At 53.7% G+C, this 20,897-nt stretch carries 10 protein-coding genes and 1 pseudogene; 8 read left to right on the top strand and 3 right to left on the bottom strand.

Annotation, left to right across the window (positions count from 1 at the left end; translation table 11 throughout):
• Positions 1-91 precede the first annotated feature (91 nt).
• A pseudogene (locus tag Q3970_RS09640) lies at positions 92-513 on the bottom strand (IS1595 family transposase); the annotation flags it as partial.
• Positions 514-886: 373 nt separating this feature from the next.
• On the opposite strand from Q3970_RS09640, the gene Q3970_RS09635 reads away from it, so the two are divergent.
• The 4 genes from Q3970_RS09635 (at position 887) to Q3970_RS09620 (ending at position 6,441) form a co-directional block, all read left to right on the top strand.
• On the top strand, positions 887-2,143 hold the full coding sequence (locus Q3970_RS09635) for a TolC family protein (protein WP_303100361.1): 1,257 nt from the start codon (positions 887-889) through the stop codon (positions 2,141-2,143).
• Between the two features lie 44 nt (positions 2,144-2,187).
• Positions 2,188-4,338, top strand: a complete 2,151-nt coding sequence (locus Q3970_RS09630) for a type I secretion system permease/ATPase (protein WP_303100360.1) — start codon at positions 2,188-2,190, stop codon at positions 4,336-4,338.
• A gap of 87 nt (positions 4,339-4,425) precedes the next feature.
• A complete protein-coding gene (locus Q3970_RS09625) occupies positions 4,426-5,655 on the top strand; it encodes an HlyD family type I secretion periplasmic adaptor subunit (protein ID WP_303100359.1) in 1,230 nt (409 codons plus the stop codon).
• A gap of 84 nt (positions 5,656-5,739) precedes the next feature.
• Positions 5,740-6,441 carry a hypothetical protein gene (locus tag Q3970_RS09620; protein ID WP_303100358.1) on the top strand — a complete coding sequence of 234 codons (702 nt, stop codon included), beginning with the start codon at positions 5,740-5,742 and terminating at the stop codon, positions 6,439-6,441.
• Positions 6,442-6,997: 556 nt separating this feature from the next.
• Here the strand turns inward: Q3970_RS09620 and Q3970_RS09615 are convergent.
• Both Q3970_RS09615 and Q3970_RS09610 read right to left on the bottom strand, forming a co-directional pair.
• Positions 6,998-7,681 (bottom strand): pseudouridine synthase, encoded by a 684-nt coding sequence (locus Q3970_RS09615; protein WP_303100357.1) that lies wholly within the window; start codon positions 7,679-7,681, stop codon positions 6,998-7,000.
• 275 nt (positions 7,682-7,956) lie between these two features.
• Complete coding sequence (locus Q3970_RS09610; protein ID WP_303100356.1) at positions 7,957-11,223, bottom strand: hypothetical protein; 3,267 nt, start codon at positions 11,221-11,223, stop codon at positions 7,957-7,959.
• Between the two features lie 292 nt (positions 11,224-11,515).
• On the opposite strand from Q3970_RS09610, the gene glgB reads away from it, so the two are divergent.
• The 4 genes from glgB to glgA all read left to right on the top strand — a co-directional run bounded on the left by glgB (position 11,516) and on the right by glgA (position 20,730).
• Positions 11,516-15,805 carry a 1,4-alpha-glucan branching protein GlgB gene (gene glgB / locus Q3970_RS09605; protein WP_303100362.1) on the top strand — a complete coding sequence of 1,430 codons (4,290 nt, stop codon included), beginning with the start codon at positions 11,516-11,518 and terminating at the stop codon, positions 15,803-15,805.
• Between the two features lie 59 nt (positions 15,806-15,864).
• Positions 15,865-17,844 carry a glycogen debranching protein GlgX gene (gene glgX / locus Q3970_RS09600; RefSeq protein WP_303100355.1) on the top strand — a complete coding sequence of 660 codons (1,980 nt, stop codon included), beginning with the start codon at positions 15,865-15,867 and terminating at the stop codon, positions 17,842-17,844.
• The gene (glgC, locus tag Q3970_RS09595; protein WP_303100354.1) at positions 17,841-19,202 is read left to right on the top strand and encodes a glucose-1-phosphate adenylyltransferase; all 1,362 of its coding nucleotides are present in this window, start codon (positions 17,841-17,843) and stop codon (positions 19,200-19,202) included. Before glgX ends, glgC begins: the two co-directional genes overlap by 4 nt.
• 82 nt (positions 19,203-19,284) lie before the next feature.
• A complete protein-coding gene (glgA, locus tag Q3970_RS09590; protein ID WP_303100353.1) occupies positions 19,285-20,730 on the top strand; it encodes a glycogen synthase GlgA in 1,446 nt (481 codons plus the stop codon).
• Positions 20,731-20,897 lie beyond the last annotated feature (167 nt).

The raw sequence follows: 20,897 nt of genomic DNA, 5'->3' as shown, positions 1-20,897 counted from the left end.
TTTTGAATATGCCATGACTTTTATTGTATTTGTTTTTAAGTTGATTGGCTATAAACCGAAACCCGCATTCTTTCAAGAACAGGGAAAATTAGCGGTTGATTCCGTTGTATTTGTGTAAGACACGTTTTACCTGATTCCAAAAATTCTCAACGCCGTCGATGTGGTTTTGACGGTCTGCAAATGCTTTGGCAAGGTTGATACAGTGGTAGGGAGAACCATTCACGTCCGGCTTGCAGCAGCTGCTCAGACTGTCTGTGTGAACGGTACTGTCCGGCATAATTTTCTGTTTGATTACAGACGATAGCGTTTCAGTTTTGGTATTGTTTACGACCACCGTGTAAATTTTGTCATGCCGTTTCAGAATACCGAAAACCACTACCTTTCCTGCTGCCCTGTGTCCGCGTTTTCCTTTGTGTCGTCCGCCAAAATAGTTTTCATCCAACTCAACTGGGCTGTCAGAAACCTCATCGGCAGCAGAACGGGCAGTTACTTCCAGTACAAAAAACGGAGCAGTTTTCCCTGTACTTTTTTCTTTAATTTGCAGTGTTGCCTTCATATTTCAAAGGGAACATAGCTGCTAATCTAGTACAGCCCCAAAAATAATTATTAGGAATATTTTAAGAGAGAAAGTCTTTAGCTGATATTTTTAAAGGGGCGGAGACATTCATAAAATAATAGTCAATTCCGTGGTAGTATGCTTTACTGTGTACTTTGAGTAGCTTTTCCCTACCTTTTATCTGAGATTTGCATGAAAGTGTTAAATATGGTGTTATGCTAATAAAATTATTACAAAGTCCTATCTTTAATAACTGCAAAAGATTGCCGGTTTTAAAGTATTGCAAATTGTACAAATATTACGATGCTTTATAAAAAAATGAAAAAAAAGATGTTCCCATTTTCTTTGGGCGAAAAACTGGAAAAATGGCCGGTTTTGCCGCTACTGTTGTTTTTTGGTCTACAACCTGCCGGGGCGCAGGGGCTGAAAGATATCCTTAAACGTTCTTTGGTTGCCGATCCGGCTTTGCTGGAAGCCAAAGCCAATGAGAATGCTGCAAAAAGTACCACAAAAGCCACCCGTGCCGGCCATTATCCCGTATTGGCGCTTACCGGTACCCAAGTTATTACGCAAAAGCACAAATACAGCAGTAACGATAAAGATAACGGTTTGGGGGTGCGGGGTAGTCTGAATCTTTATTCTTGGGGCGGTGTCAATGCGGCCGTCAGACGGGATAAGCATAAAGAAATCTACTATGGCCACAAATATTTCGAAACCCAAGAACAGCTGGGCGGAGAAATCGGCAAACTGTATTTAACGGCATTGCGGGCCAAAGAGTCGTTGGATGTCAGCCGTCGAAGCCTGAACCGCCATAACAATCTCTTGAAAGATTTGAGCATCATCGTGAAATACGACGGCGGCCGCCGTTCGGAGTTGATTGAAGCCCGTTCGCGCCGGTTGCAGGTGGAAACTTCTGTGGCACAACTTAGCCGCACTATGGAGATGGCATTGAGCCGGTTATCGAAATATACTGTTTCTCCGGTTTTGCCGGCGGATTTAAAAGATCCGTTTGCCGGTGATTCGGTTTCAGGTATCGTGAAGAAATTTCACAGTGAAGATAAAGGGTTGAATCCGTCTTATCTTGCACAGCAGGCAGAAAGGGAAAGTGTTAAGGCCGAGCTGGATGTAACCAAAGCATCGCGCCTGCCGGCAGTCAATTTGGAAGGATTGGCCACCAAAGACAGCAAAGAGCTTTATTTGAATTTGAGCTGGAACGTGTTAGATATGGCTGCACGGCATAATGTGGACAAGAATGCGCAGGCATTGATTGCCGCTGATTCCAAATCGGAGCAGATTCTCCGTGAAGTTACCGAGAAAGCGCGAACTGCCGAAATAGACATGGCTCAAAGCGAACAGCGCCAAGATATTACTGCACAACACATCGCCGCGCAAAAAGAAGTTGTGAAATCTTACGAACTGCAATTCAAAATCGCACGCAGAACTTTAACCGATGTTTTGGGTGCTTATAACGAGTTGGCGGGCATCGAGCAGGAAAACGTCAATGCCCGTAACGACTTCAGAGATGCCGCTCTCGAGTATTTGGTTTCCCAGTCTCAGGTTGCCAAGTGGGCGGGTGTGGCACGCTAGTGTGAGTGAAAAATCCAATAACATATTAACGTGAAAACATTACTATGAAATCCATTATCGAACACATTGCTTTGGCTACCCGCCTGTTGGGCTCGCCTGTGTCTGAAGCGGCTCTTGCCGCAGAGGTTGTACGGGATAAAAAACTGAACGTCAACTTCCATTCGCTCTCAGAGGTTTTAAAAAGCCACGGCTTTGAAAACACGTTGTCCAAACGCAGTTTGGAAGACATTCCTTCGCTGGCTGTGCCGGTTGTACTGGTTTTGCATAATGAAGAAGCAGCCGTAGTTACCAAGATCGAAGGTGCAGGGCGCAACCGGAAATACCATGTCCGCCAAGCCGACGGTTTGTCCCAGGAATTGGACTATGACCAGTTATCCATTCTCTATTTAGGCTATTGCTGGTTTATCAAGCAGAAAATGGTTTCCGATATGCGCTCGGAGCTGCCGGAATACCATTTGCCCAAATCATGGTTTTGGAAAGTGATTTGGCGTTTCAGAAGCTACTATTACCAAGTGATTCTCGCTACCTTCATCATCAATTTTCTAGCGTTGGTCAGTTCGCTGTATGTGATGAATGTGTATGACCGTGTGATTCCCAACCAAGCTTATGAAACCTTGTGGGTGTTGAGTATCGGTGTGATTTTGGCGATCACGTTTGAATTTGCCGCTAAAATGATTCGCGGTCATTTGACCGATATCGCCGGTAAAAAAGCCGATTTGATTATCAGCTCGGCGTTGTTCCGCCGTGTAATGGCATTGCGTTTGGCCGACAGGCCGGCATCTTCGGGTTCTTATGCCAATAACCTGCGTGAATTTGAATCGGTGCGCGAATTTATGACCAGTGCAAGCCTGCTGACTCTGGTTGATTTGCCGTTTCTCTTATTGTTTATCACGGTAATTGCGGTGGTGGGAGGCAAGTTGGCACTGGTTCCGTTAACGATTATCCCCATTGTGGTGATTGTGGGTTTGCTGGTTCAGCGGCCGCTTTCCCGCCATATCAACGAATCGATGAAAGAGTCTTCCCAGCGTTCCGGTTTGGCGGTTGAAGCAATTGAGGGGATCGAAACTTTGAAAACCAACAATGCTACCTCTTGGGCGCAACAGCGTTGGGACGAATACACCGCAAAAACCTCGGCTTCCTCCATTAAGGTGAAAGATACCAGCAATTTTATGGTGAACTTCGCCACCGGCATGCAGCAGTTGAATACCGTATTTTTGGTATTGCTCGGCACTTATTTGATTCACGCGGAAAATCCGGCGGAAAGGATCACGATGGGTGCACTGATTGCATCGGTTATTTTATCCGGCCGTGCATTGGCGCCGTTGGCGCAAGTGGCAGGATTGGCAACCCGGTTCCAGCAGGCCAAACTTGCTTTGGAAGGGGTGAACAATATTGTGGAACGTCCGATTGAACGCAGCCCCGAGCGTCAATACATCACGTTGGATCATGTGCAGGGTAACGTTACATTTGAGAATGTATCGTTCAAATACCAGCAGGAAGGCGGCGCGGCGGTTACTGATTTGCGTTTGAATATCCGCCCGGGCGAGAAAGTGGGCATTTTGGGGCGTATCGGCAGCGGTAAAAGCACGATGTTGAAATTGGCCGGCGGTTTGTATGATGCCGAGAAAGGCAGCGTGATGCTCGACGGTGTCGATATGCGCCAGCTTGATCCCAATTTTCTGCGTAACCAGGTTGTGTTGCTGAGCCAGTCGCCGCGTCTGTTTTTGGGTACATTGCGCGAGAATATGGACTTGGCGCGTACCGACGGTTATTCCACCGATCAAGACTTGTTGACCGCACTCAAGCGTTTCGGCCTCGACCGTATCATCCGCAGCCACCCCCGCGGTTTGGATATGCCGCTGGGAGAAGACGGTTTGGGTTTGTCGGGTGGGCAAAAACAGATTATCGCTTTGGCCCGTATGACTTTGCGCAACCCGAAAGTTGTGTTGTTGGACGAACCGACTACGGGCTTGGATCAGGCAACCGAACGTATGGCGCTGAATGCCGTCGCCCAATGGGGTAAGGACAGAACCATGGTTCTGGTTACCCACCGCCCGCAGGTTCTGCAAATCGTGAACCGCATTATCGTAATGGATAACGGTAAGGTTGTGATGGACGGCCCGCGTGATTTGGTGCTGCAAAAACTGATGCAGAACGAGGGTAAAAGCGAAAAACAACTGCAGTCGGCAGCGTAAGGTGTAGCCGTTTGCCTCACCCTGATATAACAATAAAGCCGTTACCTTTCAGACGGCCTATAACAAAACCGTAAAGGTATTATCATTATGAGTAGCGAAAACAATATTAAATCCAAAGACTTGGCATTGGTGAATGATCTGAATGCCGCTTTGCAGAAAGAAAAACACAGCGGCCAGTTTTGGGTCATCATTCTGTTTTTCGTATTTTTGGTGGTGTTTGTGATTTGGGCCTATAACAGCCCGATTGAAGAAGTAACCCGCGGTCAGGGTAACGTTATTCCCAGCAGCCGCGAGCAGGTGGTGCAAAGCCTAGATCCGGGCATTATTACAGAAATGCTGGTTAAAGAAGGGGATATTGTTGAAAAAGACCAGGTTCTGCTGAGGTTGGACGACACCCGAAGTTCGGCCATTCTGCGTGAAAGCGAAGCCAAAGTACAAAACCTCGAAGCGATGGTTGCGCGTTTGAAAGCCGAAGCTTACGGCACCAATTTAAGTTTCCCGCAAGGCATCAGCAATGAATTAAAACAGCGCGAGCAGGCTGCTTTTACGGCCCGCCGCCGCGCCGTCAGCGAAGCCGTTCACAACTTAAGTATCAGCAAAGCCACTTTGGATAAAGAAATCGGCATAACCGCACCGATGGTGGCACAGGGCGTGGTTTCGGAAGTGGAATTGTTGCGTATGCGCCGTGAGTCCAGTGATTTGGCCATGCAGATTGCCGAACGTAAAAACCGTTATATGGCCGACGCCAATAACGAGTTGGTGCAGGCCGAGTCGGAACTGGCCCAAGCCAAAGAAAATATGGTGATGCGTGCCGATCCCGTGGAACGTTCGCAAATCCGTGCACCGATGCGCGGTATTGTGAAAAATATCCAAATCAATACTGTGGGCGGCGTGGTAAACGTAGGGCAGGATATTTTGCAGATTGTGCCATTGGACGACAAATTGCTGGTAGAGGCCTATATCCGCCCGCAAGATGTTGCATTTATGCGCCCGGGGCTTCCTGCCGTGGTTAAAATCAGCGCTTATGATTATGCCATCTACGGCGGTTTGGACGGCAAGGTTACGTTGATCAGCCCGGATACGGTCAGCAGCAGCAACCAGTCCCGTGTGAATGATTTGAAACTCGATCCCAACCAAGTTTATTACCGCATTCTGGTGCAAACCGACAGCAACAGCCTGAGAGACCGCAATGGCAAAGATATGCCGATTATTCCCGGCATGGTGGCAACGGTAGACGTGAAAACCGGCGAAAAAACCGTTTTCCAATATCTTATCAAACCGATTACCCGCATGAAACAGGCTCTGCGGGAGCGGTAATACCGGCAGATATATTCGGGCCGTCTGAAACTTTCAGACGGCCTGTTGTCTAAGTATGGCTTAATTATCTTGAGGATAGTCGATATGCGTAAAATTATATTTTCTTTAGTTGCCGTTTCATTGCCGCTTTCCGTTTGGGCGGCAAACGATACAGATGCACAGTTGCTGGCTATGTCTGGTCAATTTGAAACAGGTAAAGCAGAATACTCAATTAAATCAATCACTTATGATGTTGCCGAGCAGAACAATACCCAAGCCGGTGTGAATATCAACCGCCAGACAGATAGGTTTTCGAAGGTTAAACTGTTTTCTTCAGCATATGCCAACGTAAAGCGGAAGACTTCTCGAATTAAAGGTCGGCCTGATGCTAAGAGTATGATTTTATTAAATCATTGGGAGTTGAAATGGGCAATGGGTGAAGAAGGGTTCGTTATGCAGAATATCCGGATCGATCCGGTGCCCGCGCAATGGAATGCAAACGGCGGCACTTTTCAAAGTTCGGCCGTGTTGGTTGACAGAAACGGAAAAATCGACCTGAAAGAGCAATGCCGTTTGGGTCCGTCGGAGGAGGCGGCGGCAATTCACAGCAAACTGAAAGGTGTGATGCAGCGGGCGAGCTGCACGTTAACTATGAACAGCCAAACGGGTGCGATAAAGCTGACGCAAGGCTTTGAAGGATATTATCTGCCGGGTTATCAAATTTTTATTCCGAGAATTTTATTGATTACCAACAATAAAACCGGAAGGGTAGACAGGCTGGATTATCAGATTCAAAAAATCCGCTGACAGGTGCTGATATTCAACGAAGCGTCTGTTCCAACGGGCTCTTGAGTTTAAACATGGCGATGATGATATGTATGGTTGCCGTGAAAATGAGTGTTTGGCCATAAGAGCCTCAAAAAACAAGCGATAAGGTTGAAATTTAAGAAACCGCTGCAGGTATGGCGAATTTGCAGCGGTTTTGTTATGCGGGAGATTGCTTGGCTGAAAGCCGGAAATTCTCTCATGTTGGAAGCAATGTTGGTTGTGATGTCCGGCCGGCTGGGAATACGAATATTGTCAGATATAGTTAATATCAATATTATTAATATAGTTAATTTAAATTTAGGTTAAAAAAAACCATCTATACTAAGGGGAAAAGTATAGATGGCCAAACACATTACGGGGAAAACGTCTTACTCACTTACCCACTCCTTTCGAAGCGGGTGTTACTCAGACACCTGAATTATATAATAGTTCATAAATTTTAATGTTAAATTTTGCAAATAATCCACAAAATAAAATAACATTATGTTTTGTAAATAAAAAATAATAGTTAATATTGTTGTGATTTGGCTGTTATTTACATAATTATAAACTTCCAGCCGCCTTCGGGCAGGTTTTCGGTGGTTTGGCTGCCGAATTTGCTGCGGTGGAGTTTTTCTACACGGTTTCCGGCGGCGGCCACCATGCGTTTGACTTGGTGGTATCTGCCCTCTGTGATGGTGAGCAGCAGCGTTTGGGGAGATTCAAGCACCGCATCGGTTGCTGCTGCGTATTCGTTATCGTCGTGAAGCAAAACGCCGTTTTTCAGGGTGGTGCACAGGGCTTCGTCTGCGTCGTGTTTGAGTGTAACGCGGTATAGTTTGGGCACTTTGTGTTTGGGGGAGGTTTGACGGTGGTTGAAGCCGCCGTCGTTGGTGATCAGCAGAACACCGGTGGTGTCGGCATCCAGGCGGCCGACGGCCTGCATGGGCAGGCGGCGCATATGGTCGGGAAACAGGCTGAATACACTGGGATAATGCTGGGGTTTGTGCGAGGTTTCGTAACCTGCAGGTTTGTTGAGCAGGATATAAAAATAGGGCACGGGCACCACTGTCAAAGATTCGCCGTTTACTTCAAGGCTTTTTACCTCTTCGGGGCGGACGGTGTTGCGCGGGTTGGTGCACAGGGCGCCGTTGAGGGCGATACAGCCGTTTTCAATCAGCCGCAGGCATTCTTTGCGGGTGCCGATGCCTTGCGATTGGAGGTATTTGAAAAGTTGCATGGTAAAGGTAAAGGGTTAATAGGTTTTCAGACGGCCTGATTGTACTGCAAGGCCGTCTGAAAACCTATTTGACAGTGGTTTAAATTTAAAACAGTACAGCGTTGCCTTTCCTCGCCTTAGCTCAAAAAGAACGGTTTTGCAAGCCGCTGAAGCGGCAACAGAATCGGTTCCGTACTGTCTGTACTGTCTGCGGCTTCGTCGCCAAATTTAAGCCTCTATACTTTGAGGCCGTCTGAAAACATATTTGTTACGGCCTTTTATTTCATATCAAACCGCTACACCAGCACATTGCCTGCATGGAGTGCGCCGATTTGGTCGTCGTCCATTTTCAGGAACACCGTGCCCGCGTCGTGTGCCGAAGTTTTATACGCCAATGTGCCTGTGGTTTTATCTGCCGACAAATGCGGATAATCAAAAAGCCGCGTGCCGTCGTCGAGCAAATCGGAAAGTTTCAAGGCGCTGCCCGAATAATCGAACAGCGGGCGCATACCGGTCAAATCCAGCCTGTCTTCATACGCGTTAAAATCGATCAGCGTATCGACCGCGCCCGATTTCACGTCTTCGGCTTTGAACACAAAGGTATCGCGCCCTTGGCCGCCGATAATGGTATCGCTGCCCAAACCGCCCCAAATCACATCGTCGCCTCGCGTGCCGACAATCACATCATTGCCCGCCGTGCCCTCAATCACCGCCACGCCCTGCGCGGCAGGTTTGTTTTCAAAGGCCGACCAGTCGAAAGAATCCGCCCCGAGCTTTTTCTCATAGCCCGACGGTGCGTATACAATCTCGTTTTGCGTGATTTCAGACGGCATCTCTACGCCTTTGACGCTGATGGTGCTGCCTTGTGCGTCTTGCGTTTCGACGACGGTAGTGAGTGTTTGCGGACGGGTTACGTCGCTGTCGGTCAGCGCGTTGTAACCCAATTCCACCTCCACGCCGTCTGAAACACCGTCGAAGTCGGTGTCCCTATAATAGCGGTTGGTACCGAGCAGCCATTCCTGATAGTTGTTCAAACCGTCGCCGTCGCTGTCCCAAGTTTGGGATTCGTATTGGGCGGCAAGGGCTTTGTCGACGCGGTAGCCTTGGCTGAAATAGCGTTGCACTTCGGTGCTGGTTTCATAGAAGTTGGCCAGTGCGTGCTTGTCCCATGCGTTTTTGTTTACGGCAGTACCGTTCAGGGTAATGCTGCCCTTATATTTGCCGAGGCCGTCGAAATTCAAAACTGTCGCCGCACCTTGTACGCCACCGACAATAGCCCCCGTAGCGGCTCCCACTTTTGCCCCCGTAACCATGCCGGACGCAATCAAAGGTAAGGCCGCGCCACCTGTTACAACTGCGGCAGCCGCCCCAAACAAACCTCCGAACAAGCTGCCCCAGAAGCCGGTTTTCGCTCCGGTCTGCACGGCTTGAGTGGCCGTAGCTGCCGCCGTTGCCACTGCCGTATAAGTTAGCGGCACGCCGCCGTCTGCCAGCCATTCGCCGTTAATCACATACGAATTGGTTTTGTAGGTTACACCCGACTGATTGGCGAACTTCGCATCGTAAATCCGCTGCTGCGAAAACTGTTCCGAAAGCGCAAGCGCGTTTCTCAAATCCGAAGTCGAACTGCCGTCCACCGTAATCTTGGCGGGGTTAAACAATACGCTGCGGACAAATTCGTCTTTAAACTGCGAATTCTGCACCGTATGGGTTGCGAAATACTGCGCCAGATAGCCGCCCAGCGAATGGCCGGTTGAAAAGATATGATCGGGGTTGTATTGCGCCAGTTTGGTAATGATTTCGTCCATTTCCTTGGCTTGGGTCGGTGTGTTCCCCTGGGCCAGTTTCAGGCCTGCGGTTGCGTCCTGCAAACCTTTGGTGCCGCGAAAGGCTACCACCACGTTTTCATACGAGCCGTCGGTTTTTCTGCCGTTGCCGAAAATCATATAGTCCAAACCGCTGCCGATCCATTCGCCCTTGCCCGTTACATTGAGCACTTCCCAGCGGCCTTGGTATTCGCTGATGTCGACTTGCTCATTGAAGTGGGTTTTCACAGAATTGATGGTCAACTTATCGCTGCCGCCATTGAAAGCACGTTGCAATTCTGCTTTACCCTCAGTGGCATAGGCGACTGTCGCAAACAGGCGCAAATCGCGGTCGGAAACGTTCCAGTAGTTCGGGTAGGGGTCGACGGCATCAACCAGGCCGTCGCCGTCGGTATCCTTAAACGCCGCCTGTACCGCCTTATCGCTCACGCCGCCATTGTTTTTGATCACCTTTTCTGCCGCTGCGATTTCTGCCTGTGTCAGCGGATAGCGCAGATAAGGCGATTTTGTTTCGGTATATTTCAAAGAGGCCGTCGGAACATCTTCGCCTTTTTCGCTGATAATGCCTGCGGTGCGTCCGTCTTTAAAGGCAATGCGTGTCAGCTGTTCGTTTTCAGACGGCATCAGCATGCTTTCGGCCAAAAGTTTGTGCGGTACAAAGCTGCTGCCGTCTGAAAATTCGAATGCGGCCACGGCCTCGCCTATGGTTTGGCCGCCGGGAAATTTCACGGTCAGGCTGTCGCCGCTGTTTTTAATCGCCAGCACCCATGCGTCGTTTTTCACGGTAACGGTTAAATCCGAAGCGCGGATACCCTCTCCGAAACGGATGGTGCTGAGGCCGTCTGAATCGTTGACGGTATCGTGGCCGTAGCCTTTGCCGAAGATATAGGTGTCGCGCCCCTTGCCGCCTTCCAGCACATCGTTGCCGCTGCCGCCGTCGAGAATGTCGTTTCCGTTATCTCCGCGCAGAATGTCGTTGCCGTTACCGCCGTAAAGTTTATCGTCGCCGTCGCCGCCGAGCAGCAGGTCGTTGCCGTCCATGCCGTAAAGCACGTCTTGACCGCGTCCGCCGCTCAGGCGGTTGTGGCCGCTGTTGCCGATAAGGGTGTTGTCGCCGTTGTTGCCGAAGCCGTAGATGTTGCCGTTTCCGGTGAGGGTGAGGTTCTCAACGTTGGCGGGGGCGGTGTAGGTAACGCTGGCATAGATGGTGTCGGTGCCTTCGCCGGGTTCTTCTGTAACGGTGTCGTTGGGGCTGTCGACATAATAAATATCGTTTCCGCGCCCGCCGCGCATGATGTCGGCGCCGCTGCCGCCGTCTAAAACGTCGTCGCCGTCGCCGCCGAGTAGCAGGTCGTTGCCGTCCATGCCGTAGAGTTTGTCGTTGCCGCGTCCGCCGCTCAAGCGGTTGTGGCCGCTGTTGCCGATAAGGATGTTGTCGCCGTTGTTGCCGAAGCCGTAGATGTTGCCGTTTCCGGTGAGGGTGAGGTTTTCGACGTTGGCGGGGGCGGTGTAGGTAACGTTGCTGTAGACGGTGTCGGTGCCTTCGCTTGGGTTTTCTACGATAACATCGTCGCTGTTGCGGACATAAAAAGTATCGTCCCCCAAACCTCCGTAGAAAATGTTATGGCCCAAACTGCCGTAGAGTATGTCGTTACGGCGGGTGCCGATGATTATCACAGATTCGCGTTTGTCGTTTTCTGCAGATAAAGATTTCGTATCGTTAACGGCTGTTGTCATTTCGGTTGCCCTTTATTTCAGTGCTTTATCGAATAGGATACTGCCGGCATTGGCGCGGCAGCGTTCCCGCAATCTGCCTGCAAACGGGGTTGCCGAGAAGCAGGCGGAGAGGATTGTATATAAGAGTTAAATTTTTTTAAAGCTGGTATAGGGAGGCGCCGGTTTTTTGGTTTATATCAGCCAATCTTCTGCCTACACGAAATTACATACGACAAAGCGGCGGATTTATATTACTATTGCCCAACCTGGGCCGAAATTAAAAATCAACTTCACAAACAATATATTAATGAACATGAATAATTGCTCGGTTTTTGAACGCGCTGCGCGTGCGGGGGTGGCTTCGGGCTACCACGATATCGACGGCGTTTACCATGCCGCCAAGCCTGAAGTGCTGGCGGCTTTGGTTGCGCGTTTGGAAGCGGGTGTGCCGGAGGGGGAGTTTGACGATGTGGTGGCGATAACGGCGCAGCGGCCTGCCGAGCTGGCCTTGCCGCCCGATTTCGAGGGTTATGACGGCTACTCTTTAACAAACGAATATGATGAGCAGCAGACGGTTACGGCATCGGATTCAGACGGCCGCCACCCTGCTGTTTTTTTATCTGCGTTAGACAGCGGCTATTACCGTTTAACTGTTAACAAAGGCCGTCTGAAACACCGCGTTTTGGTGGTGGCCGCGCCCGAACACGCTTACCGGCCGCCGGAAATAACAGACGGCGGGCGCATGAACGGGTTGGCCGTGCAGCTTTACAGCCTGCGCTCGGCGCACAACTGGGGCATGGGCGATTTCGGCGATTTGGCGCGGCTGGCTGCATTTTGCGGCGATAGGGGCGTGGACTTTATCGGCATCAACCCGCTGCACGCGCTGTTTACTTCGCGGCCTGATTTCGCCAGCCCGTACAGCCCGTCGTCGCGCCTGTGGCTGAATGCCGTGTATCTCGACGCGGGCGGCATTATTGCCGGATACGGTTTTGCCGCAAAGGCGCGCAAGTGGCTGGCAAGCGGAGCGGTGCAGGCGCGGCTGGCGGCAGTGCGTTCGGCGGAAACGGTGGATTATGCGGCAGTGTGGGCGCTGAAAAAAGAAGCCCTGCTGCTGGTGTTTGCCGATTTTGAAAAAAGTAAAAGCCGTACCGCACAGCCTTTTCAGGCGGCCTTTAAACAGTTTGAAGAAGAGAAGGGGGCAGAGCTTGACGGCTTCGCCTTGTTCGAAGCTTTAGACCAACACTACGGCGGCGCGGGCGGAGAGAGCGGTTGGACGGCGTGGCCGTCTGAATTCCACCATCCGCAAAGCCCTGCGGTGCAGGCGTTTGCAAACGCGCACGGGGGCGAAATCCGTTTTTACAAATGGCTGCAATGGCTGTGTGCCGTGCAGCTGCGGCAGGCGGAAGAAGCGGCGGCGCGGCACGGCATGCGGCTCGGCCTTTACGGCGACTTGGCCGTGGGCGTGGCGCGCGGCGGGGCCGACACTTGGCTCAAGCGCAACCGATACTGCATGGAAATGTCGGTGGGCGCGCCGCCCGACCCGCTCGGCCCGGCGGGGCAAAACTGGAACCTGCCGCCGTGGCACCCCGTGGCTATGCGCCGTACCGGCTGCCGCGAGTTTATCGCCACGCTGCGCGAGAATATGCGCTGTTACGGCGTGCTGCGCATAGACCATGTGATGTCGCTGAGCCGTTTGTGGTGGGTTTTGGGCAGCGAAACTGCGGATAAGGGTGCGTATGTACATTACCCCCAAGAAGTGCTGTTTGCCATTCTCGCCTTAGAAAGCCACCGCAACCGCTGCGTGGTGGTGGGCGAAGACTTGGGCACCGTGCCCGACGACACCCGCCGCCTGCTCGACCGCTACCACATTTTTTCCTACAAGGTAATGTATTTCAGCCGCCACGCCCACGGTTACGAGCTGCCCGAGCACTACCCCCGGCAGGCGCTGTGCGTTACCAGCACCCACGACGTTGCACCGCTGGCGGGCTGGTGGGCGGGCAGCGATTTGCAAACCATGTATGACTTGGGTTCGCTGCCGGACGGAGCGGCTTTTCAGACGGCCTTGCAGCAGCGCGGGCGCGACAAAGAAGATTTGATCCGCGCATTGAAAGAAACACATTGTCTGCCCCGCGCATACAGGCCGTCTGAAAGACTGGACGCAACCCTGTTAAACGCCATTCACCGTTTCGGCGCCGAGAGCCGCTGCGCGCTTTATGCCGTGCAAATCGAAAACCTGCTGGGCATGACCGAAAATTTCAACGTGCCGGGCATCGCCGAAGGCTACCCCAACTGGGCGTGCAAACTGCCGCAGCCTGCGGAGGCGTTTGCCGCCAACCCTTTAATCGAGCAACAACTCGCCATGCTGAACGAGGTCCGTATGAGAAAGAACAGCCAAACCCAACCCTATCCGCCGCTCGACGATCAAGAGCGCGGTACCATCGACAGCCTGTTTTTCGCAACCCACGGCAACCCGTTTGCCTACTTGGGCCGGCATGAGCTGGCCGGCACCGGCGAAGTGGTGCGCTGCCTTGTGCCCGACGCATTGGCGGTGGATATTGTGGAACGCGGCAGCGGCAAACTGATTGCGGCGGCCGAAAAACTCGACGGCCGCGGCTTTTTCGCCGCCGTGCTGCCCGAGGGCGCGCCCGATTATGCCTTGAGCGTGCAATACAGTGCAGACGGGCCGTCTGAAAAAATCGAAGACCCCTACCGCTACGGCTCGCATTTGCAGGAAATGGACGAATGGCTGCTCACCGAAGGCACCCACCTGCGCCCCTACGAAGCCTTGGGCGCGCATCCGGCCGAGTTCGACGGCGTTGCCGGCGTGAATTTCGCCGTGTGGGCGCCCAACGCGCAGCGCGTTTCGGTAATCGGCGAGTTCAACAACTGGGACGGCCGCCGCCATGTGATGCGCCGCCACGCCGCCAGCGGCATTTGGGAAATCTTTATCCCCGCGGTGCCGTTCAACGCCCTGTATAAATTCGAAATACGCGATGCCGCAGGCAACGTGCGCCAAAAGGCCGACCCGTTCGCCTTCGCCTCGGAGCTGCGCCCCACCACCGCCTCGGTGGTGCGCGGCCTGCCAGAAAAAATGCCCGAGCCTGCATTCCGCCGCCAAGCCAATGCCGTCGACAGCCCCATCAGCATTTACGAAGTGCATTTGGGTTCGTGGCGGCGCAACCCTGAAAACAATTTCTGGCTCACTTATGAAGATTTGGCGGCTGAGCTGGTAGCCTATGTGAAAGACATGGGCTTTACCCATATCGAACTTCTGCCTGTGTCGGAATACCCCTTTGACGGTTCTTGGGGCTATCAGGCCACCGGCCTTTATGCCCCCACCAGCCGTTTCGGCTCGCCGCAGCAGCTTCAGGCGCTGATTCAGGCCGCCCACAACGAAGGCATAGGCGTGATACTCGACTGGGTGGTCGGCCACTTTCCCACCGACGACCACGGCCTCAACCGTTTCGACGGCACGCCGCTGTATGAACACGCCGACCCGCGCGAAGGCTACCACCAAGACTGGAACACCCTGATTTACAACTTCGGCCGCACCGAAGTGAAAAACTTCCTGCAGGGCAACGCCTTATACTGGATAGAGCGTTTCGGCTTCGACGGCCTGCGCGTGGACGCCGTCGCCTCAATGATTTACCGCGACTATTCGCGCAAAGAAGGCGAGTGGATACCCAATCAATACGGCGGCCGCGAAAACCTCGAAGCCATCAATTTTCTGCGCGACACCAACACCATGTTGCAGCAGGAAGTGCCCGCTGCTGCCGAAATCGCCGAAGAATCCACCTCGTTTGCCAACGTTACCCGCGCCGAAGGGCTGAATTTCCAATACAAATGGAACATGGGCTGGATGAACGACACCCTGCGCTATATGAAGGAAGACCCGGTTAACCGCAAATACCACCACAACCTGATGACCTTCGGCATGATGTACCAATACAGCGAAAACTTCGTGCTGCCGATCTCGCACGACGAAGTGGTGCACGGCAAAGGTTCGCTGCTGGCCAAAATGCCCGGCGACGCCTGGCAGAAATTCGCCAACCTGCGCGCCTATTACGGCTTTATGTGGGGCTATCCCGGCAAGAAACTGCTGTTTATGGGCTGCGAGTTCGCCCAAGGCCGCGAATGGAACTACAACGAAGCGCTTGATTGGTTCCTGCTCGAAGAAGCGCACGGCGGCCTCTGGCACAAAGGCGTGCAGGATTACGTGCGCGACCTCAACCATACCTACCGCAGCCATGCGCCGCTCTACCAGCTCGACCAATGGCCCGAAGGCTTCGAGTGGCTGGTGGCCGACGACGGCAACAATTCCGTGTTTGCCTTCGAGCGCCGCGACCGCGAAGGCAACCGCCTGATTGTGGTAAGCAACTTCACCCCCGTGGTGCGTGAAAACTACCGCATCGGCGTAAACGCCGCAGGCACCTACCGCGAAGTGATGAATTCAGACGGCCTGCAATATCAAGGCAGCGGCGTGCATACGGCAGAGGGCGCCGCCGTCGCCACCGAAGCGGTTCAATCGCACGGCAGACCGCAGTCGCTCAACTTAACCCTGCCGCCGCTGGCCACGGTTTGGCTGTATTTGGATAAGGAATAAGGTTTTCAGACGGCCTATGAATCCAAACAGATAAACGGATATTTAAAGAGTTAAACCCAGTGAAAACCCTTTCAGACGGCCTGCCATACCCGATGGGCGCCACCGTTCAAGCAAACGGCACCAATTTTGCGCTGTTTTCTTCGCACGCCGATAAGGTAGAGCTGTGCCTGTTTAACGAAAACGGCGGCGAAACCCGTTTGCCCCTGCCGGCCCGCAGCGGCCATATCTGGCACGGTTTTGCCGAAGGCGTGGGGGAAGGGCAGCGTTACGGTTATCGGGTGTACGGCAGCGGCCATGCCGCGTCGGGGCTGTTTTTCAACCCGCAGAAACTGCTGCTCGACCCCTATGCGAAAGCGGTGGCGGGCACGGCGCATTACCGCAATGAGGCCGAACTGGCGTGGTTCCGTTACGACGATGTGAGCGACAATGCCGCCGTTGCCCCCAAAAGCGTGGTAACGGGCAAAAGCGGGTTCGACTGGCAGGGCGATGTGCGCCCTAACGTGCCGTGGGCAAAAACCGTGATTTACGAAGCCCATGTCAAAGGGCTGACCAAACTGGTGCCCGGTTTGCCGGATGCAGGCACTTATGCCGCGCTGGCCGACAAACAAGTGATAGGCCGTCTGAAAGATTTGGGCGTTACCGCGGTGGAGCTGCTGCCCGTGCACCTGCACCTCGACGAATACCACCTGCAAAAACGCGGTTTGGTCAATTATTGGGGCTACAACACCTATTCGCATTTCGCCGTCGAGCCGCGCTACGCCGCCAACCCGCAAGATGCGGCAAACGAATTGCGCCGCGCCGTCAAAGCACTGCACGCGGCGGGCATCGAAGTGATTTTAGACGTGGTGTACAACCACACCGCCGAGCAGGATTTGGAAACGGGGCTGATGCTGTGCCAGCGCGGTATCGACGGCCCGGCCTGGTATTGGCTGACCTGCAACGGTTATTGCAACTGGACGGGCTGCGGCAACACCCTGCAAGTGTCGCAAACCCACGTTACCCGCTGGGTGATGGACAGCCTGCGTTATTGGGCGGAAGAATTCCACATCGACGGCTTCCGCTTCGATTTGGGCGCGGTGCTGGGGCGCGAGCCTGACTTCCGCACCTGCGGGCGCTTTTTTCAAGCCGTGGCGCAAGACCCGGTGCTGGCGGGGCGCAAACTGATTGCCGAGCCGTGGGACATCGGCGGGGGAGGCTACCGGCTGGGGCAGTTTCCCTATCCGTTTGCCGAATGGAACGACCGCTTCCGCGACGATATGCGCGCGTTTTGGGTGCAAGAGAGCGGCAACCTCGGCGCATTTGCCGAGCGGCTGGCCGGCTCTTCCGACATTTTCAGGCGCGACGGCAGACGGCCTTCGGCAGGCATTAACTTTATCACTGCACATGACGGCTTTACCCTGCATGATCTGGTCAGTTACAACGAAAAGCACAACGAAGCCAACGGCGAAGGCAACCGCGACGGCCACAGCCATAATTTGAGTTGGAACCACGGCGCAGAGGGGGAAACCGATGATGCCGCCGTTTGTCAATCCCGCTTATATACGGCCAAAGCACTGCTCGCTTCGCTGCTACTGGCCAACGGCACGCCCATGCTGCTGGGCGGCGATGAGTTCGGCAACAGCCAGCGGGGCAACAACAACGGCTATTGCCAAGACAACGAAACCACCTGGCTCGATTGGGCCGGGCGCGATGAAGATTTGGAACGCTACGTGCAAAGCCTGCTGGCGCTGCGCCGCGAAATCGGCCTGTTGGGCGAAGACGTGTGGTGGAGCGCGGAGCGCGTGCACTGGCTGGTTTCAGACGGCCGCGAAATGAACAGCCGCGATTGGGAAAACCGCGAAACCAAGTCGCTGCAGGTATTAATCGATAATAAGTGGCTGTTGGCGGTTAACGCCAAACGCAGCCCGCAAACATACGTCTTACCGAAGGGAGAATGGGTGTGCCGCCTCGCGCCGGCGCAGGCCCGGATTAACCACGCCGAATGTACCGTGCCGGATATGGGCATTTGGATTTTTTCACAAATTGGAGAAGCTTTATGAACACCCGCAAAGAGAAACCCCTGTCTTATGAGCCTGAACGCATGCTGCACAACACCGACATCGCCAAAAACACCCTTGTGCTGATTCTGGCCGGAGGCCGCGGCTCGCGCCTCTATGAAATGACCGACCGCCGTTCCAAACCCGCCGTTTATTTCGGCGGCAACTGGCGCATCATCGACTTCACCCTGTCGAACTGTCTCAATTCCAACCTGCTCAAAATCGGCGTGATTACCCAATACGAGGCCCACTCGCTGTTGCGCCACCTCCAGCACGCCTGGTCGTTTATGCCGCGCGAGCGCGGCCAGTTCGTCGATATGCTGCCCGCGCGCCAGCAGGTTGACGAAAGCATGTGGTACCGCGGTACCGCCGATGCGGTGTGGCAGAACGTGTCGATTATGAAAGAGCACTACAAGCCCAAATATGTATTGATTCTGGCGGGCGACCACATCTACAAGATGGACTATATGCAGATGATACGCGACCACATCTACAGCGGCGCCAAATGCACCGTGGGCTGTATAGAAGTGAAACGCAGCGAGGCCAAAGAGTTCGGCATTATGGCGGTTAACGAAAACCTCAAAGTGCAGGAATTTGTGGAAAAACCGTCCGACCCGCCCGCCATGCGCGAAAAACCCGACCATTCGCTCGCCTCGATGGGCATTTATGTGTTTGATGCCGACTATCTCTACAAAGCCCTCGAAGAAGAAGTGTGCCAGGAAGACACACACCACGACTTCGGCAAAGACGTGATTCCGCGTGCGCTTGAAGACGGCGTGCTCTATGCACACCCGTTCGAGCGTTCGTGCACGGGGCGCAATGCCGAGGGCAGCATCTATTGGCGCGATGTGGGCACGCTCGACAGCTACTGGCGCGCCCATATGGATTTGGTAACCGAACACCCGCAGCTCAACCTGTTCGACCGCAACTGGCCGGTTATCGGCCTGCCCACCCAGCCGATGCCGACCAAGTTTTTCTATAAAGACCGCAACTGCCGCACGCTCGACAATTCGCTGGTCAGCGGCGGCTGCCTGATTACCGATGCCAAAATCACTTCATCGGTGCTGTTTGACCGCGTAACCGTCAACGAAGATTCGGTGATTGATTCGGCCGTGATTCTGCCGGGCGTGTATATCGGCAGAAACTGCCACCTGAAAAACTGCATCATTGAACGCAACTGCGTGATTCCCGACGGCATGAAAATCGGCATCAACCCCGAAGAAGACGCCGAACGCTTCCGCATCAGCTCCAGCGGCGAAGTGGTGCTGGTTACGCCCGCGATGCTGGAAAGGCTGGCGCTGGAAGAAAAAAACAAAGCCGCCGTGAGAGAGCAGGCGGAAAAAGGCGATTATTTGATTTAAACGGTTTTCAGGCGGCCTTTACAAAAATACTTTAAGGCCGTCTGAAACCTTTTCCACACCGATAAACTAAAGGAATATTCCGATGAAAGTCCTGCATGCAACTTCCGAGCTGTATCCCTTAATCAAAACCGGCGGGCTGGCCGACGTGCTCGGTTCGCTGCCGTTCGCACAGAAAGCGCAGGGGTATGATGTGCGCGTGGTGCTGCCTTATTACCGCCACGTGCGCGATTTGCTGCCCGATGCCGCATTGGTGGCCGAACGCGACACTTTCGGCGGCCATATCGCCGTGCGTTACGCCGAATACAACGGTTTGGGGCTGTATCTCATCGATGCCCCCCACCTTTACGACCGCCCCGGCAACCCCTACCACAACGAGCATTATTCCGATTATGCCGACAACGTGATCCGTTTCGCCGTTTTGGGCTGGGCCGCCGCCGCGCTGGCCACCGGCCTCGACGAAGTGTGGGGCAGGGCTGACATCCTGCACGCGCACGACTGGCAGGCCGGCTTGGCGCCCGCCTACCTCAACGCGTGGAACGCCTATATCAAAAGCGTGTTCACCATCCACAACATCGCCTATCAGGGCATGTTCCAATCGAAACACTTGGGCGAAGTCGGGCTGCCGTGGGAAATGTTCCATGTGGACGGCGTGGAGTTCCACGGCCAGATTTCGTTTTTGAAAGCCGGCCTGTTTTACGCCGACCACGTTACCACCGTCAGTCCCACCTATGCCGGCGAAATCACCCGCGAACCGGCGGCCAACGGCATGTCGGGCCTGCTCTACACCCGCAAACAGGAAGGCCGTTTGAGCGGCGTGCTCAACGGCGTGGACGACAAGGTTTGGAACCCGCAAACCGATGCCGCACTGGCCAAAACCTTCCACCCCAAAGCCATGCAGGGTAAAAAGGCCTGCAAAAAAGCCCTGCAGGAATTTTTCGGCCTGAATGCCGACGATAAAGCCATGCTTGTTGTGGCGGTATCGCGCCTCACGCCGCAGAAAGGTGCCGACTTGCTGCTGGAGGCTTTGCACGAAAAGCTTCCGGCCAATCCCGATTTGCAGTTTGCCCTCTTGGGCAGCGGCGATCCGGGACTGGAGCAGGCGTTCGTGCGGCTGGCCGAGCAGTATCCGCAGCAGGCCGGCGTGTATATCGGCTATAACGAAGAGCTGGCGCACCAATTAATCGGCGGCGGCGACGTGATTGTGATTCCCAGCCGTTTCGAGCCTTGCGGCCTCACCCAGCTCTACGGCCTGAAATACGGCACGCTGCCTTTGGTGCGCCGCACCGGCGGGCTGGCCGATACGGTTGTGGCGGTCAACGAAGAAACGCTGAAAAGCAAAACCGCTACCGGGTTTGTGTTTGACGATCCGCTCGCCGACGCATTGGGCTGGGCTTTAGACAGTGCCCTTGCCTTGTGGCGCAAACCGCGTGCATGGGCGCCGGTGCGCAAACAGGCGATGCAGCAGGATTTCGGCTGGCACAAAGCCGCCGAAAGCTACGATGCCTGCTACCGCAGCCTGTCGGATTGATTTTTCAGAAGAAAACAAAAAACAGAGCGCCGGTTGCCCGCTACCAACAGTTTCAATGTGAGATGGGTAAAATCGGCGCTTTAATAAAGGAAAACTTGTTTCACCGTTTCAGACGGCCTTACAATAATTATGATACAACAATGATTTAAGTAATGATTTAAGTAATG

This window comes from Neisseria sp., from assembly GCF_030530745.1.
Taxonomy (GTDB): domain Bacteria; phylum Pseudomonadota; class Gammaproteobacteria; order Burkholderiales; family Neisseriaceae; genus Neisseria.
This window is presented reverse-complemented; position numbering and strand designations above follow the sequence as displayed.